Source organism: Prescottella equi, from assembly GCF_002094305.1.
GTDB lineage: Bacteria > Actinomycetota > Actinomycetes > Mycobacteriales > Mycobacteriaceae > Prescottella > Prescottella equi.
In genome coordinates, this window is sequence record NZ_LWTX01000010.1 from 51,418 (window position 1) to 66,241 (window position 14,824).

Genomic DNA, 14,824 nt, shown 5'->3' on the forward strand with positions numbered 1-14,824 from the left:
CGGAAAGGGCACGGCGGTACCGGTGCTGGCGGATGTGAGTGCGCTCCTCGCGTGCCCTCAGTGTGGTGACGGGCTCGACCCCGTGGATCGGACCCTGGTCTGCCCGCGTGGGCACAGCTTCGACGTGGCCCGGCAGGGCTACGTCACGCTGCTGACCGGCGCCCCCAGCAAGTTCACCGGCGACAGCCCCGAGATGGTTGCGGACCGCTGCGAATTCCTCGACGCCGGTCACTTCGACCCGCTGATGGCGGCCGTGGCCGACGCTGTCGTGCAGTCCACCCGGGACGACGTCGAACCGCGGATTCTGGAAGTGGGCGCGGGAACCGGTCACTATCTCGCCCGCGTGCTCGATGCGGCGCCGACCGCTCGAGGTATCGGACTGGACGTCTCCAAACCGGCGGCGCGCCGGCTGGCGCGATCGCACCCGCGGGCCGCGGCGGTCGTCGCCGACGTGTGGCGGCAACTGCCGGTGCTGGACGGGGTCCTCACCCACGTGCTGTCGATCTTCGCGCCGCGCAACGCTGCCGAGATCGACCGCGTCCTCGGCGACGGCGGAGTCCTCGTCGTGCTCACCCCCACCGACCGCCACCTGCGCGAACTGGTCGACCTGCTCGGCATGGTGCGCGTCGACGACCGCAAGGTCGAGCGCCTCGGCGAGACGCTGGCGGGACGTTTCGAGCGGGTCCACCGCACGCCCGTCGAGATCACCATGCCGCTGTCGCATCGCGACGTCGACCACCTCGTCGGAATGGGGCCCTCCGCTCGCCATCTGCCCCCCGAGCGGCGCGCCGAGGCGATCGCCGCTCTGCCCGAACCGTTCCCGGTGACCGCGTCGGTCGTGGTCTCGAGCTATCGGCGAGCGAGTACGTCCCGGTAGACCTCCAGCGTCTGCTGCGCCACCCGGGCCCACGAGAACTCGGCCGTTGCACGGGCGCGTCCCGCACGACCCATCTGCGCTGCCGCGCCGGCATCGGCGGCCACCGCGTTGACCGCGTCGGCGAGCGCGTGTTCGAAGGCCTCCACCTCGTACGAGTTGTAGTGCACGAGGCGTCCGGTGACACCTTCCTGCACCACCTCCGGGATGCCGCCGACGTCCGAGGCGACCACCGCCGTGGCGCACGCCATCGCCTCCAGGTTCACGATCCCCAGCGGCTCGTAGACCGACGGGCACACGAAAACCGTCGCGGCGGAAAGTATTTCGCGCACCTGGGCGGTGGGTAGCATGTCGCGGATCCAGAACACTCCGCCTCGCGCCGCGGCGAGGCGGGCGACCTCCCGCTCCGTCTCCTCCGCCAGTTCCGCCGTGTCGGGCGCGCCCGCGCACAGCACCAACTGGATCGAGGGATCGAACCGGTGCGCGGCGGCGACGAGGTGGGCAAGTCCCTTCTGTCGGGTGATGCGTCCGACGAAGACCGCGATCGGCCGCTCGAGCGAGATGCCGTGCGCGGCGAGTACCGAGGTGGCGCCGGCGTCTGCCGGGCCGGGGTACCAGACGTCCGTGTCGATCCCGTTGTGCACCACGTGCACTCGGGCGGGATCGATCGCCGGGTAGGTGTCGAGCACGTCGGCCCGCATTCCGGCGCTGACCGCGATGATCGCGTCGGCATGTTCCATCGCGTTGCGTTCGGACCACGACGAGATCCGGTATCCGCCACCCAGCTGCTCGGCCTTCCAGGGCCGACGCGGCTCGAGCGAGTGCGCCGTGACGACGTGCGGGATGTCGTAGAGAGCGCCCGCGAGGTGCCCGGCGAGACCGGTGTACCAGGTGTGCGAGTGTGCGACGTCGGCGCCACCCGCGCCGTTCGCCATCCGCAGCTCCGCCGACAGTGTGCGCAGGGCGGGATTGGCGGCGGACAGGTCCGCGTCCGGGTCGTGGACGACGGCGCCGTCGCGCGGCCTGCCCATGCAGTGGACGTCCACCTCGCACAGCGCGCGCAGGTGCGAGACCAGCTCGGTCACGTGGACACCCGCGCCGCCGTAGATCTCCGGGGGATATTCCTTCGTCATCATCGCGACCCGCACCGGCTAAACGTAACCGCCGGAACCCGTTTCCGGCCAGCGGCGCCGGGCGTTTGCCTGCAACGCTGGCGGCGGCCGGTGGACGCCGGATAGGTTGACTGGTGTGAGGAGTCAGCCACATGTGCTCGGGATCGTGCTCGCCGGTGGCGAGGGTAAACGCCTGTACCCGCTCACCGCTGACCGCGCCAAGCCCGCCGTCCCTTTCGGCGGCGCGTACCGGCTCATCGATTTCGTGCTGAGCAACCTCGTGAACGCCGGCTACCTGCGGATCTGCGTGCTCACCCAGTACAAGTCGCACTCCCTGGACCGGCACATCTCCCAGACCTGGCGGTTGTCCGGGTTCGCCGGCGAGTACATCACCCCGGTCCCGGCGCAGCAGCGGCTCGGACCACGGTGGTACACGGGCAGTGCCGACGCGATCTTCCAGTCGCTCAACCTCGTGTACGACGAGGACCCCGAGTACATCGTCGTCTTCGGTGCCGACCACGTGTACCGGATGGACCCCGAGCAGATGGTCCAGCATCACATCGACTCCGGCGCCGGGGTCACCGTCGCCGGCATCCGGGTGCCCCGCAGCGAGGCGTACGCGTTCGGCTGCATCGACAGCGACGAATCCGGCCGGATCACTCAGTTCCTGGAGAAGCCGGCTCATCCGCCCGGGACCCCCGACGATCCCAACGTCACCTTCGCGTCGATGGGTAACTACGTGTTCACCACGAAGGTTCTCGTCGACGCCATCCGGGCCGACTCCGAGAACTCGGACTCCGACCACGACATGGGCGGCGACATCATTCCCGCGCTCGTCGACGCCGGGGTCGCCTCGGTGTACGACTTCAAGAACAACGTGGTGCCGGGTGCCACGGACCGGGACCGCGGGTACTGGCGCGATGTGGGGACGATCGACGCGTTCTACGACGCGCACATGGACCTGGTGTCGGTGCACCCGGTGTTCAACCTCTACAACCGGCGCTGGCCCATTCGCGGTGGCGCCGAGAACCTCGCGCCAGCCAAGTTCGTCAAGGGCGGTCTGGCGCAGGAATCGGTGGTCGGTGCCGGATCCATCCTGTCCGCGGCGACGGTTCGCAATTCGGTACTGAGCTCCAACGTGATGGTCGAGGACGGCGCCACCGTCGAGGGCAGCGTCCTGATGCCGGGCGTGCGCGTCGGCAAGGGCGCCGTGGTGCGTCGCGCCATCCTCGACAAGAACGTCGTCGTGGGGGAGGGCGAGATCATCGGCGTCGACCTCGAACGTGACCGTCAGCGCTTCGCGGTCAGCAACGGCGGCGTCGTCACGATCGGGAAGGGCGTCTGGATCTAGCGATCAGAGGCGGGCGGCGCACAGCAGGCCGTCGCCGATGGGGAACAGCACGCGGGTGAGGCGCTCGTCGTCCGCGATCGCGCGCGCGGCCTCGCGCACCGCGACCGTCGCCGCGTCGCGCTGGCCGGGATCGGCGACCCGGCCGCCGAGCAGTGCGTTGTGGAGCACGATGACGCCGCCCGGGCGCAGCAGACGCACACCCTCGCGGACGAAGTGCGGGTGATCCGCCGGGGCGTTGTCCACGAACACCAGGTCGTACGCGGAATCGGCGAGCCGCGGCAGCACGTCGAGGGCGCGGCCGTTGATCAGCCGGGTGCGGGACGGGGCCACGCCCGCGACCCGGAACGTCTGCTTGGCGGCGCGCTGGTGCTCGGGTTCGCTGTCGATGGTGGTGAGCACGCCGTCCTCGCGCATGCCCCGCAGCAGCCATAGACCACTCACTCCTGCGCCCGTCCCGACCTCGACGACCGTCTTCGCGTCGAGCATCTTGGTGAAGAGCGCGAGGGCCGCCCCCACGGGCGGAGGCACGGGCGCTGCGCCGAGTTCCACGGCGCGATCGCGCGCGGTGGCGAGCATCTCGTCCTCGAGGATGGTGTCCTCGGTGTGAGTGAGAATTCGTTCGGCGTTGGTGAGCACGCAATAGAGGCTAGCCGGGCCGTTCCTGCGCGGTGCCGAGGCTCGCTCGCGTCCGCGCCCGGCAAGATTCTCAGGCGCTGCTCAGGTTGCTCATATTCGCCACATATCGAGGTGCGAGAGGGTGATCTCATCGCCGGACGACTAGACCGCACGGCGTGAAGATCGCGCAACCGCGGATCGTCGGGAACAATTTCTCGTTCTCGGGAGTTGAACCGGCAGAATTCCGTGTCTCGTGATCAGCGGTCCTGAGTAGGAGGATCCACCCATCCACATGATCAATGCCGAACGCATCGACACCGACACCGCCGACCGTGCGCTCGCGGCGGGCACAGATTCAGGTGTGTCCGCGCTCGGCATCGACGCGGACGTGACCGAACCGACGGGCACCGCCGCGTTCGACGCAACGGGAGACAAGTCCGCGATGCCGTCGTGGGACGAGCTCGTTCGCGAGCACGGCGACCGGGTCTACCGGCTGGCCTACCGGCTCTCCGGCAACGCACAGGACGCCGAGGATCTCACCCAGGACACCTTCATCCGCGTGTTCCGATCGCTGCAGAACTATCAGCCCGGCACGTTCGAGGGCTGGCTGCATCGCATCACCACCAACCTCTTCCTGGACATGGTCCGCCGCCGCAACCGCATCCGCATGGAGGCGCTGCCGGAGGACTACGACCGCGTCCCCTCCGACTCGCCCAACCCCGAGCAGATCTACCACGACGCCCGGCTGGCCCCCGACCTGCAGTCCGCGCTGGACTCGCTCGCGCCGGAGTTCCGCGCCGCCGTGGTCCTGTGTGACATCGAGGGCCTGTCGTACGAGGAGATCGGTGCGACACTGGGCGTCAAGCTGGGTACTGTTCGCAGCAGGATCCATCGTGGACGACAGGCGCTGCGTGAGCACCTCGCCGCGAATGGAAAGGTTGATGCCGACCAGATCGGTGTCGGGTAGGCAATGCAGGAGGGTTTGATGACGCAGGCGCGCAGACCTCGTCAGTTCGGCTCTACCGAGCACCTTGCGAGCGAAGCGATCGCGTCCTACGTGGACGGCGAACTGCGGATGAACGCCTATCTGCGCGCGTCGCAGCACTTGGCGCTGTGTCCGGACTGCGCGGCCGAGGTGGAGGCGCAGCAGCAGGCCCGCATCGCGTTGCGCCGCGCCGCCTCCGAGGTGTCGATGCCGAGTTCCCTTCTCGGCCTCCTCAGCCAGATTCCCCGGTGTCATCCGGCCGAGCCCGATCCCGCGCCCCGGCAGGACTCCGTGCCCGGGATCATCTCCTTCGAACGCGACAGCGACATCGCCCGGCGTTGGCCCTTCCGCCGTCGGCGCTGACGTGACGCGACCCGCGCGGCCGCCCGAATCGGCGATACTGGCATCCGTGATCGACGCACACGAGGGGGATACACGCGCGTGACGGCTGACTCGAGGACGCCCGGAGCGGCGGACGCCGGATCGGATCGACCCGAGGGGCCGCGTCTGGCCCCGCGCCCGGTGTACCGCCCCGAGGTGGATCCGGCCGCCACGCACGCCTTCGGTCGTCCAGCGGACGTCACCGGCTCGTTCGTCCGCGCCGCCGATCCACGGGCCGGTGGACCGTCCCCGATCCGAGTCGGACGACCCGACCCGGTGCTGGCCGAGGCTTTCGGCCGCCCCGACGGCGAGTCCGACTTGATCCAGCGCGCACCCGAACCCGTGGTCGAGATCCCGGCCGCCGACGACACTCCCGCCGATCCGTGGCGCGATCCCGATGCACCCGTGCGCCTCGGCGCGCCCGCCGAGGCGGGCGACGGTCCGGCCCCGATGCCCGACGCACCCAAACTGGGTGTGCGGGACGTCCTGCTCGGCGGCCACGTCGAGGGCAAGGCGCTGGCCGGGCTGGCGGCGCTCGCGCTCGCGATCGGGCTCGTCGGTGGGCTCATCGGAATCGCGGCGACGTCGGATCGGGACAGCCTCACCAGTCGCAGCGTGACGCTGTCGCAGTCGGGCGACGACGGCGAGGAACCGGTGGGACAGATCGCGGCGGTCGCCGACGCGGTCCTGCCGTCGGTCGTCTCCATCCAGGTCGCGCAGGGCGAGCAGTCGGGCACCGGCTCGGGCGTCGTCGTCGACGGCGCCGGATACATCGTCACCAACAACCACGTCATCTCGATGGCCGCCACCGCCCCGGAGGGCGCGACGATCCGGGTGACGTTCTCCGACGGAACCAAGGTGCCGGCGCAGATCGTCGGCCGCGACATCAAGACCGACCTCGCGGTCCTCAAGACCGACGTGCGCAACCTCACGGTTGCCGATCTCGGCAAGTCCTCGGAGGTGCAGGTCGGCCAGGACGTCGTGGCCGTCGGGTCACCGCTCGGGCTGAACAAAACCGTGACCCGGGGAATCGTCAGCGCCCTCAACCGGCCCGTCCGGCTCAACGGTGCGGGCACCGACACCGATGCGGTGATCGACGCCGTGCAGACGGACGCCGCCATCAACCCCGGCAATTCGGGTGGCCCGCTGATCGACATGGACGGCCGGGTCATCGGCATCAACTCGGCGATCCGTTCGGAGAGCGGTGGGTCGGTGGGTCTCGGCTTCGCGATTCCGATCGACGACGTCACGGCTGTCGCGCAGGAGCTGATCCGCAACGGGGTCGTCCACCACCCCGAGATCGGCGTCAATGCGCGGACCGTCATCAACGACGCGACCAGCGGCGCCGAGGTGGCGAACGTGCAGGCGGACAGCCCCGCACAGAAGGCCGGCATCGTCGAGGGCGACGTGATCGTGAAGGTCGGGGATCGGTCGGTGTCGAGCGCCGACGAACTGATCGTCGCGGTGCACGACCAAGAGGTCGGCAAGCCGGTGACCGTGCAGTTGTTCCGGTCCGGACGGTCCGTCGACGTGGAAGTGACCCCGACATCGGACTGACGGAACGCGTCGCGTATGTGAAATTTACGTATCGCACGAGCGGGTCCGCGTGCGGACACGTACTCTGAACCCGTGTTTGGCAACATCGGCTGGGGCGAGTTCATGGTGCTCCTCATCGCAGCGCTCGTCATCCTCGGTCCCGAGCGGCTACCCGGCGCCGTCAGCTGGGTCACCAAATCGATCCGGCAGGTCCGCGACTACGCCAGCGGTGCCAGCCAACAGCTCAAGGACGAACTGGGCCCGGAGTTCGACGATCTCCGTAAGCCGCTCGCCGACCTCAACGAACTGCGCGGCATGACCCCGCGCGCCGTCATCACCAAGCATCTGCTGGACGGCGACGACTCGGTGCTCAAGGGAACCTTCGACGGCAAGCCGTTCGGGAACGGGACCGGCGCCCCGGGTCCCGCGGCCGCCGCACCCGAGTCGAAGCCGCTCGCGGCCGGTGAGAGGCCACCGGTCGACCCCGACGCCACCTGACCTCCGCCGGGAGAGCAGCGCAAAGAGCCGGATCGCGTACGCGATCCGGCTCTTGTGCTACGAGCGGTCCCGGGTCAGAGGTGGCGGACGGTGTCGATCCCGAGCGACATACCGGCGAGGCCACGCGAACGCACCGACAGCTTGTCCGCGATGTCGCGCAACGCGGTACCGGCGGGGGAGTCCGGGGCACCGAGGACGATCGGGAGCCCGGCGTCGCCGCCCTCGCGGACCGCCTGCTCGAGCGGGATCTGACCCAGCAGCGGCACCGTGGCGCCCACGGCCTTCGTGAGACGGTCGGCGACAGCCTGGCCGCCGCCCGAGCCGAACACCTCCATCCGGGTGCCGTCCGGCAACTCCATCCACGACATGTTCTCGACCACACCCGCGATGCGCTGACGCGTCTGCAGCGCGATCGCTCCGGCCCGCTCGGCCACCTCGGCGGCCGCCTGCTGCGGAGTCGTGACGACGAGGATCTCAGCGCCCGGGATGAGCTGGGCCACCGAGATGGCGACGTCGCCGGTGCCGGGCGGCAGGTCGAGCAGCAGCACGTCGAGATCGCCCCAGAACACGTCGGCCAGGAACTGCTGCAGGGCGCGGTGCAGCATCGGTCCGCGCCACACGACCGGGGTGTTGCCCTGCGTGAACTGGGCGATGGAGATCAGCTTCACATCGTGCGACTGCGGCGGCATGATCATCCGCTCCACCTGCGTGGGCTTGGCGTCGGTGCCGAGCATGCGGGGGACGGAGTGACCGTAGATGTCGGCGTCGAGCACACCCACCGACAGCCCCTTGGCCGCCATCGCGGCCGCGAGGTTGACTGTGACGCTGGACTTTCCGACGCCACCCTTGCCGGACGCGACGGCGTACACGCGGGTGAGCGATCCGGGCTGGGCGAACGGGATCACGGGTTCGGTGGAGTCGCCCCGCAGCGAGCGCCGCAGTTCGGTGCGCTGCTCGTCGTTCATCACATCGAGTTCGACGCGGACCGCGCCGGCACCCTCGACGTCTGCGATGGCCTTGGTGACCCGCTCGGTGATCTCGGTGCGCAGGGGGCATCCTGCCGTGGTCAGGTAGATGCCGACGTCGACGCTGCCGTCGTCGCCGATGTCGATGCTCTTGACCATGCCGAGTTCCGTGATGGGTTTACGGATCTCGGGGTCCTGCACCTTCGACAATGCGGTGCGGACGGCGGTTTCGGTCAGGGCTGCCATGCCCCCATGTTAAGCGGCACCCACTATGCGGCGGGCCCCGGCGTCGGCGCGGGTGCCGGCGGTGGGCAGAAGACGAGGCAGGGCAGCTGCGGCAGACCCGGAACGGTCGGCAGTGGCATGGGGGCGGGGACGGTCGCCCCCGGCTGCTCGGCGGGTGGTGCGGCCGGGGTCGTCGTGGGCTCGGTCGGCGACGGAGCCGGCGTCGGCGCGGCCTCGGCCACCGCCTCCGTGTCGGGGGAACGCTCGGGTGGTGCCGGGGCGACCGGAACGGCGGGGGCCGGCGTGCCACCGGTCCGGTAGGCGGCCGACCACGACAGCACGTTCGCCATGTACGCCGACGAGTTGTTGTAGCGGAGCACCGCGCGCGTCAGCTGGGACGGGTCGTTCAGATTCAATCCGCCCGCACACAGGTACCGCGCGGCCGACAGCGTCGCGTCGAAGACGTTGTTCGGGTCGGCGACGCCGTCGCCGTTGCCGTCGGACGCGTAGCGCACCCAGGTACTCGGGATGAACTGCATCGGGCCCACCGCCCGATCGTGCACCGGGTCGCCGTCGAGTGCGCCGCGGTCGGTGTCGGTAATGATCTCGTTGCCGGCCAGGTGGCCGTTGAGGGTGGGACCGAGGATCGGCGTCACCGTGGTGCCCGCGGCGTCGGTCTGGCCGCCGCCGGCATGTCCGGATTCGATCTTGCCGATTCCTGCCAGGAGGTTCCACTGCAGGCCGCATCCGGGTTGCGTGCCCGCCATCGCCAGCTCTGCCGAGCGGTACGCGTTGAGGACGATCTCGGGAATGCCGAGCGGCCCGACGACCACGGGGACCGGCACCGACCGCGGCGCGGCTCCCGCGAGCAGCGCGGTCGGGTCCGGGAGCGTGGGGGCCGGCGCCGGTTTGGCGGTGCGCAGCTGCCGTTCGGGCCGGGGCGCGGCGGGAACGAGTCCGACGGTGGGGACCATCGCGGCCTGCGCCGCCGGCGCCTCGGTCGTGGTCGAAGACGAAGACACAGCCGCGGCCGCGGCCGGCGACGCCGGTTCCGGAGACGAGGTGTCGAAAACGCCTCCGATCGATGCCGCTGCGGTCACGACTCCGGCGAGGACGAGGGACGACGTACCGAGAATTCCACGCACACGCACTCTTCAGACCCCTCCTTGCGGCAAACCCGCATCCACTCGTGTTGCACGACCGAGCGTCGCCGTCCGCTACATCTCGATCGATGTGACACACGTTACATATTGGTGACGGGTCGTGTCGGAGAACGGGCCGAGCGTTCGCCACGGCTTGCCGACGGAGGTCGGGGCACCGGTCCGCTACTTGCGGGTGCGCGGCTTGGGAGTGGTCGGCCTGGGCTCGTCCTCATCGCGTCCGGATTCCCGCTCGGCGAGGTCGGTCAGCATCTGGCGGATGTCGTCGAGCTCGCGGCGCAGGTAGTCGCGGGTCGCGACCTCGCCGACCGCGAGCCGCAGGGCCGCGAGCTCGCGGGCCAGGAACTCGGTGTCGGCCTTCGTCTGGGCGGCGCGTGCCCGATCCTCCTCGAGTGACACCCGGTCGCGGTTCTCCTGCCGGTTCTGGGCCAGCAGGATCAACGGTGCGGCGTACGCGGCCTGCGTCGAGAACGCCAGGTTGAGGAGGATGAACGGGTACGGATCCCACTGCAACCGGACCGCGAACACGTTGAGGGCCACCCACACGATCACGATCACCGTCTGGATCAGCAGGTAGCGGCCCGTGCCGAGGAAGCGGGCGATGTTCTCGCTCACCCGCCCCACGGCCTCGACGTCGATGTGGAATCGCAGACCCCGGGTACCGCGAGGGGTCTCGAGCCGCTGACGTCCACTCAGCTCACTCATGGTTGTGGTCCTCCTCGCGCCAGTCGGTGGGCAGGAGGTGGTCGAGGACGTCGTCGACGGTCACCGCGCCGAGCAGGTGGTGCTCGTCGTCGACGACGGGTGCGCACACGAGGTTGTAGGTCGCGAAGAACCGGGTGACGGTCGCGAGCGAGTCCTCCGGATCGAGGCGGGGCAGGTCGTCGTCCAGGACGCCCCCCACCAGGTTGGCGGGCGGTTCTCGGAGCAACCGTTGCAGGTGGACACAGCCCAGATAGCGACCGGTGGGCGTCGCGGTGGGCGGGCGCACCACGAACACCATGCTCGCGAGGGCCGGGGTGAGATCGGCGTTGCGGGCACGGGCGAGGGCCTCGGCGACCGTCGTCGACGGCGTCAGCACCACCGGCTCGGGAGTCATCAGACCGCCGGCCGTGTCGGGGGAGTGTTCGAGTAGCCGCCGGACCGGCTCGGAGTCCTCGGGATCCATCAACTGCAGCAACGACTCGGCGTCGGTCTCGGGCAACTCACCGAGCAGATCGGCGGCGTCGTCGGGGTCCATCGCCTCGAGCACGTCGGCCGCGCGTTCCACCTCGAGGTGCAGCAGCAGGTCGGTCTGGTCGTCCGCCGGCAATTCCTGGACGACGTCCGCCAGTCGTTCGTCGTCGAGCGCGAGAGCCACCTCGTGCCGTCGCTTCTCGGGCAGTTCCCGCATCGCGTGCGCGACGTCGGCGGCGCGCATGCCCTCGAACTGCATCAGCAACTGGGAGACGCCCTGCCCCGGCATCGACAGCGCGGTGGGGGTCAATCCGTGAACGTGCTGCCAGTCGACGACGTGGATCGCCGAGCGCCGGCCGAGCCGGCCCCGCTGGGCACGCACCGCCACCCGGGACACCACCCAGTCGCGGGTGCGGGTGAGTTCGATGCCGAGGTCGACGATGACGGCCTCGGTGCCGATGGCCTCGGTGACCTCCGGATCGTCGATGCGGACCCGCGAATCGAGTACCTGGGCGAGCGCGAGGATCTCGGTGGGACGCTGGTCGAACCGGCGCAGACTGACGTTGCCGGTCTTGAGGGTCACCGACGCCGGCTCGATCGCGGTGACGCGGAGCATGGGAACGAAAATGCGCTTGCGCGTGAACATCTCGATGACGAGACCCAGCACTCGCGGCGGTTGTCTGCCTATTCGGATGGTGAGCACGACGTCGCGCACACGACCGATCGACTCGCCGTCGGGTCCGAGAACCACCAGGCCGGCGAGCCTGGCTGCGAATACCTTGTTCACAGCTGCCATGATGAAAAGGCTAAATCCTCATTGGGATATCCACTGAATTCGGAGGCCGCCGGTCATGACTTCTCGCTTCAGGCCGCGTCGGTCGGTTCTCGCTGTTCCGGGATCCAGCCGCAAGATGATCGACAAGGCGAAGGGTCTTCCGGCGGACGCGATCTTCCTCGACCTCGAGGACGCGGTGGCGCCGATCGCCAAGGCCGAGGCGCGGGCCCGGATCGTGGACGCCCTGGGCGAGGACGGGTGGGGCGACCAGCTCAAGGTGGTGCGGGTCAACGACTGGACCACCGAGTGGACGCACGCCGACATCGCAACCGTCGTGGGCGGGGCTGGTGCCTATCTCGACGCCGTGCTGCTGCCGAAGGTGCCGGACGCGAGTCACGTTCAGGCACTGGATCTCCTGCTCACCCAGATCGAGAAGGCCAACGGCCTCGAGGTCGGCCGGATCGGGATCGAGCCGCAGATCGAGAACGCGATCGGGCTCACGAACATCAACGCGATCGCGGCGGCGAGCCCGCGCGTGCAGACCCTCGTCTTCGGCCCGGCGGACTTCATGGCCAGCATCAACATGCGCACCCTGGTCGTCGGCGAACAGCCCGACGGCTACGACCGCGGCGACGCCTACCACCACATCCTGATGAGCATCCTGATGGCGGCCCGGGCGCACGATCTGCAGGCGATCGACGGCCCGTACCTCGCCATCCGAGACGTCGAGGCGTTCCGGCGGTCGGCGCAGCGCACCGCTGCGCTCGGGTTCGACGGCAAGTGGGTGCTGCACCCCTCCCAGATCGATGCGGCCAACGAGGTGTTCAGCCCGCGTCAGGAGGACTTCGACCAGGCCGAGTTGATCCTCGACGCGTACGAGTTCCACACCTCCGCCGCCGGTGGCGCCCGCGGGGCGGTGATGCTCGGCGACGAGATGATCGACGAGGCGAGTCGCAAGATGGCGTTGGTCATCTCGGCCAAGGGGCGCGCCGCGGGTATGACCCGGACGTCGTCGTTCACGCCCCCGTCCGACTAGGGGGGCGTCCGACCGGCGGTGCGGGCACAATTGATATCAAGGACCGGCCACCGGTAGAAACCGGACATACCGCACGCCCGAGCAGGAGAGACGAAGACGATGACGAATCCACTCTCGCAGCCGAACCGACAGGGGCGCGGATTGCCGACCCCGCCCACCGGCTGGCCCATCGGCTCGTACCCCACCTACGCCGAGGCGCAGCGTGCGGTGGACTACCTGTCGGATCAACAGTTCTCGGTCGAGGACGTCACGATCGTCGGCGTCGACCTCATGCAGGTCGAGCGCGTGCTCGGACGCCTCACCTGGGCCAAAGTCATTGGCGGTGGCATCGTTTCGGGTGCCTGGCTGGGCGTGTTCTTCGGTCTGCTGCTCGGGATCTTCACCGGTCAGTTCCTCGGACCGCTGTTGGTGGGCATCTTCGGCGGCATCGTCTTCGGCCTGATCTCGACCACGATTCCGTACGCGGCAGCCCGTGGCACACGCGACTTCTCGTCGACGATGCAACTGGTGGCCGGCCGCTACGACGTGCTCTGCGATCCCAAGACGGCGGAGTCGGCCCGCGACATGCTGGCCAAGCTCGCACTCTGCTCGGGCGCGGGGATCTCGTCCCGCAAGCTCGTGGTGCGTCGGCCTCCGCCGCCGACGTGGACCAGCACGGTCGACACGACCGCGCACACCACACCGAACCCGAACGCGATCAGGTAGGCGTCCACCCGGGCGAACGTGGTGTCGCCGATCGTGAGGCTCGCGAGCAGCGTTGCCAGCAGAGCGCTCGCGACGGAACTACCGGCGGTGCGGGCGATCGAGTTGACGCTGTTCGCGACTCCGGTGTTCTCGCTGCTCACCTCGGCCACGAGAAGTGCCGGCATCGCGGCGTACGCGAGGCTCGTGAAGGCCGACGCCACCATCGATCCCACGATGACCTGCCACGAAGCGTCGTGCGCGACGGCGAGAGATCCGAAGCCGATCACGCCCAGGACTCCCGAGGCCGTCATCACGGTGCGTGCGCCGAAGCGGGTGATGAGGGCGCCCGAGCAGATCGACGCGACGACGCCCACCGTCGCGCCCGGGAGGATGTAGACCAGCCCCGACTCCATGGGGTTCGCGCCGAACCCGTAGCCGGTGTTCTCGCGCGACGTCTGGACGAAATACGTGAGCGTCGTGATGTTCACGAACATGCCGGCGCCCACCAGCAGCCCCGCGAGGTGGGTGAACAGCACCGGGCGGTGCGTCAGCATCTCGGTCGGCACCAGCGGATGGGCGATGCGGCGCTCGAGGACGAACCAGCACCCGAGCACCACGATGCCCGCGCTCGCGCAGCCGAGCGTGCGGGCCGACGCCCAACCCCAAGCGTTGGCCTCCGAGAGCGGCAGCAGGATCAGCACGAGTCCGATGCCGAGGAGCACCGCGCCGGGCCAGTCCACGCGACCGCTCGCCGGATTCGCGCGTGCGGGGACGACGGCGATCACCAGGACGATCGCGACGACCGTCAGGGCGGTCGCGAGCCAGAAGGCGTGGCGGTAGTCCGCGCCGTCGGGAACGACGAGTCCGGTGAGGACCATGCCGACGGCGCCGCCGAAACCGAGTGTGCCGGACAACAGGCCCATCGCGGACGCAAGCTTGCCGGGCGCCAGTTCCTCGCGCACGATCGCGAGGCTCACCGGGAACGCCGCGAACGACACGCCCTGCAGGACCCGGGCGACGATCAGCAGTGGCAGTGACTCGGTCACAGCCGCGACCACCGATCCGGCGAGGACGATGCCGAGCACCGCGAGGAGCACCGTCCTCTTGCTGCGCAGGTCGGCCATGCGCCCGGCGACGGGAGTCATGACGGCGGCGGCGAGGAATCCGGCGGTGAGGGTCCATCCCACGGCGGTGGTGCCGATGTCCAGCTGACGGCTGATGACCCCGGACAGCGGGAGCACGACCGTCTGCTGGACGGACACGACGAGGATGACGAAGCAGAGCGCCGCGGTGAGCAGCGTTCCGGACGTGCCCGTGCGGGGCACGCGCCTATCGGGGCGAGACAAGGTAACTCCTGCAAAATTGTTTACCTCATTTAACTAGTGGCTCCGCGTCCCGAAGTACAGTCGCGTTCCCTGTGGCCGGGAGACGGGGCCGAAAGACCTCGCGCG

Annotated in this window: 14 protein-coding genes and 1 pseudogene; 8 read left to right on the forward strand and 7 right to left on the reverse strand. The window is 69.4% G+C overall.

Translation table 11 applies throughout. From position 1 onward, the window contains the following. Positions 1-22: 22 nt before the first annotated feature. Positions 23-877, forward strand: a complete 855-nt coding sequence (locus A6I89_RS20690; RefSeq protein WP_044990725.1) for a putative RNA methyltransferase — start codon at positions 23-25, stop codon at positions 875-877. Here A6I89_RS20690 and glgA read toward each other — a convergent pair. Then, a complete protein-coding gene (gene glgA / locus A6I89_RS20695) occupies positions 850-2,022 on the reverse strand; it encodes a glycogen synthase (protein ID WP_022594858.1) in 1,173 nt (390 codons plus the stop codon). The two genes, A6I89_RS20690 and glgA, sit on opposite strands and share 28 nt — an antisense overlap. 100 nt (positions 2,023-2,122) lie before the next feature. Here glgA and glgC point away from each other — a divergent pair, with 100 nt between their 5' ends. Then, a complete protein-coding gene (gene glgC / locus A6I89_RS20700) occupies positions 2,123-3,337 on the forward strand; it encodes a glucose-1-phosphate adenylyltransferase (RefSeq protein WP_022594859.1) in 1,215 nt (404 codons plus the stop codon). A 3-nt stretch (positions 3,338-3,340) separates the two neighbouring features. Here glgC and A6I89_RS20705 read toward each other — a convergent pair whose 3' ends face one another. Continuing rightward, positions 3,341-3,973 carry an O-methyltransferase gene (locus A6I89_RS20705; protein WP_005514457.1) on the reverse strand — a complete coding sequence of 211 codons (633 nt, stop codon included), beginning with the start codon at positions 3,971-3,973 and terminating at the stop codon, positions 3,341-3,343. 271 nt (positions 3,974-4,244) lie between these two features. Between A6I89_RS20705 and sigE the strand changes: the two genes are divergently transcribed. The 4 genes from sigE to tatB all read left to right on the forward strand — a co-directional run bounded on the left by sigE (position 4,245) and on the right by tatB (position 7,352). Then, a complete protein-coding gene (gene sigE, locus A6I89_RS20710) occupies positions 4,245-4,919 on the forward strand; it encodes an RNA polymerase sigma factor SigE (protein ID WP_022594860.1) in 675 nt (224 codons plus the stop codon). An 18-nt stretch (positions 4,920-4,937) separates the two neighbouring features. Then, positions 4,938-5,300 (forward strand): cupin domain-containing protein, encoded by a 363-nt coding sequence (locus A6I89_RS20715; protein WP_022594862.1) that lies wholly within the window; start codon positions 4,938-4,940, stop codon positions 5,298-5,300. Positions 5,301-5,378: 78 nt separating this feature from the next. Beyond that, the gene (locus tag A6I89_RS20720; RefSeq protein WP_044990726.1) at positions 5,379-6,875 is read left to right on the forward strand and encodes a S1C family serine protease; all 1,497 of its coding nucleotides are present in this window, start codon (positions 5,379-5,381) and stop codon (positions 6,873-6,875) included. Positions 6,876-6,947: 72 nt separating this feature from the next. Next, positions 6,948-7,352, forward strand: coding sequence for a Sec-independent protein translocase protein TatB (tatB, locus tag A6I89_RS20725; RefSeq protein WP_022594865.1), 405 nt, complete (start codon positions 6,948-6,950; stop codon positions 7,350-7,352). 74 nt (positions 7,353-7,426) lie between these two features. Here tatB and A6I89_RS20730 read toward each other — a convergent pair whose 3' ends face one another. The 4 genes from A6I89_RS20730 to A6I89_RS20745 all read right to left on the reverse strand — a co-directional run bounded on the left by A6I89_RS20730 (position 7,427) and on the right by A6I89_RS20745 (position 11,674). Beyond that, positions 7,427-8,563 (reverse strand): Mrp/NBP35 family ATP-binding protein, encoded by a 1,137-nt coding sequence (locus A6I89_RS20730; protein ID WP_013415395.1) that lies wholly within the window; start codon positions 8,561-8,563, stop codon positions 7,427-7,429. 23 nt (positions 8,564-8,586) lie between these two features. Continuing rightward, positions 8,587-9,693: a lytic transglycosylase domain-containing protein gene (locus A6I89_RS20735; protein ID WP_022594866.1), complete on the reverse strand. Its 1,107-nt coding sequence runs from the start codon at positions 9,691-9,693 to the stop codon at positions 8,587-8,589. Between the two features lie 174 nt (positions 9,694-9,867). After that, a complete protein-coding gene (locus A6I89_RS20740; protein ID WP_022594867.1) occupies positions 9,868-10,407 on the reverse strand; it encodes a DUF1003 domain-containing protein in 540 nt (179 codons plus the stop codon). Beyond that, positions 10,400-11,674, reverse strand: a complete 1,275-nt coding sequence (locus A6I89_RS20745; protein WP_005514447.1) for a magnesium transporter MgtE N-terminal domain-containing protein — start codon at positions 11,672-11,674, stop codon at positions 10,400-10,402. Before A6I89_RS20745 ends, A6I89_RS20740 begins: the two co-directional genes overlap by 8 nt. A gap of 55 nt (positions 11,675-11,729) precedes the next feature. On the opposite strand from A6I89_RS20745, the gene A6I89_RS20750 reads away from it, so the two are divergent. Next, positions 11,730-12,689 (forward strand): HpcH/HpaI aldolase/citrate lyase family protein, encoded by a 960-nt coding sequence (locus A6I89_RS20750; protein ID WP_005514446.1) that lies wholly within the window; start codon positions 11,730-11,732, stop codon positions 12,687-12,689. 99 nt (positions 12,690-12,788) lie between these two features. Further along, a pseudogene (locus tag A6I89_RS20755) lies at positions 12,789-13,274 on the forward strand (YflT domain-containing protein); the annotation flags it as partial. On the opposite strand, the gene A6I89_RS20760 reads toward A6I89_RS20755, so the two are convergent. Next, positions 13,208-14,698 carry an MFS transporter gene (locus A6I89_RS20760; RefSeq protein WP_022594870.1) on the reverse strand — a complete coding sequence of 497 codons (1,491 nt, stop codon included), beginning with the start codon at positions 14,696-14,698 and terminating at the stop codon, positions 13,208-13,210. The pseudogene A6I89_RS20755 and the gene A6I89_RS20760 sit on opposite strands and share 67 nt — an antisense overlap. Positions 14,699-14,824 lie beyond the last annotated feature (126 nt).

Excerpts from the sequence above, each read along its gene's own strand:
- A6I89_RS20750 (WP_005514446.1), top strand. The coding sequence starts at position 11,730 with ATGACTTCTCGCTTCAGGCCGCGTCGGTCGGTTCTCGCTGTTCCGGGA.
- A6I89_RS20715 (WP_022594862.1), top strand. The coding sequence starts at position 4,938 with ATGACGCAGGCGCGCAGACCTCGTCAGTTCGGCTCTACCGAGCACCTT.
- A6I89_RS20740 (WP_022594867.1), bottom strand. The coding sequence starts at position 10,407 with ATGAGTGAGCTGAGTGGACGTCAGCGGCTCGAGACCCCTCGCGGTACC.
- A6I89_RS20745 (WP_005514447.1), bottom strand. The coding sequence starts at position 11,674 with ATGGCAGCTGTGAACAAGGTATTCGCAGCCAGGCTCGCCGGCCTGGTG.
- A6I89_RS20730 (WP_013415395.1), bottom strand. The coding sequence starts at position 8,563 with ATGGCAGCCCTGACCGAAACCGCCGTCCGCACCGCATTGTCGAAGGTG.
- sigE (WP_022594860.1), top strand. The coding sequence starts at position 4,245 with ATGATCAATGCCGAACGCATCGACACCGACACCGCCGACCGTGCGCTC.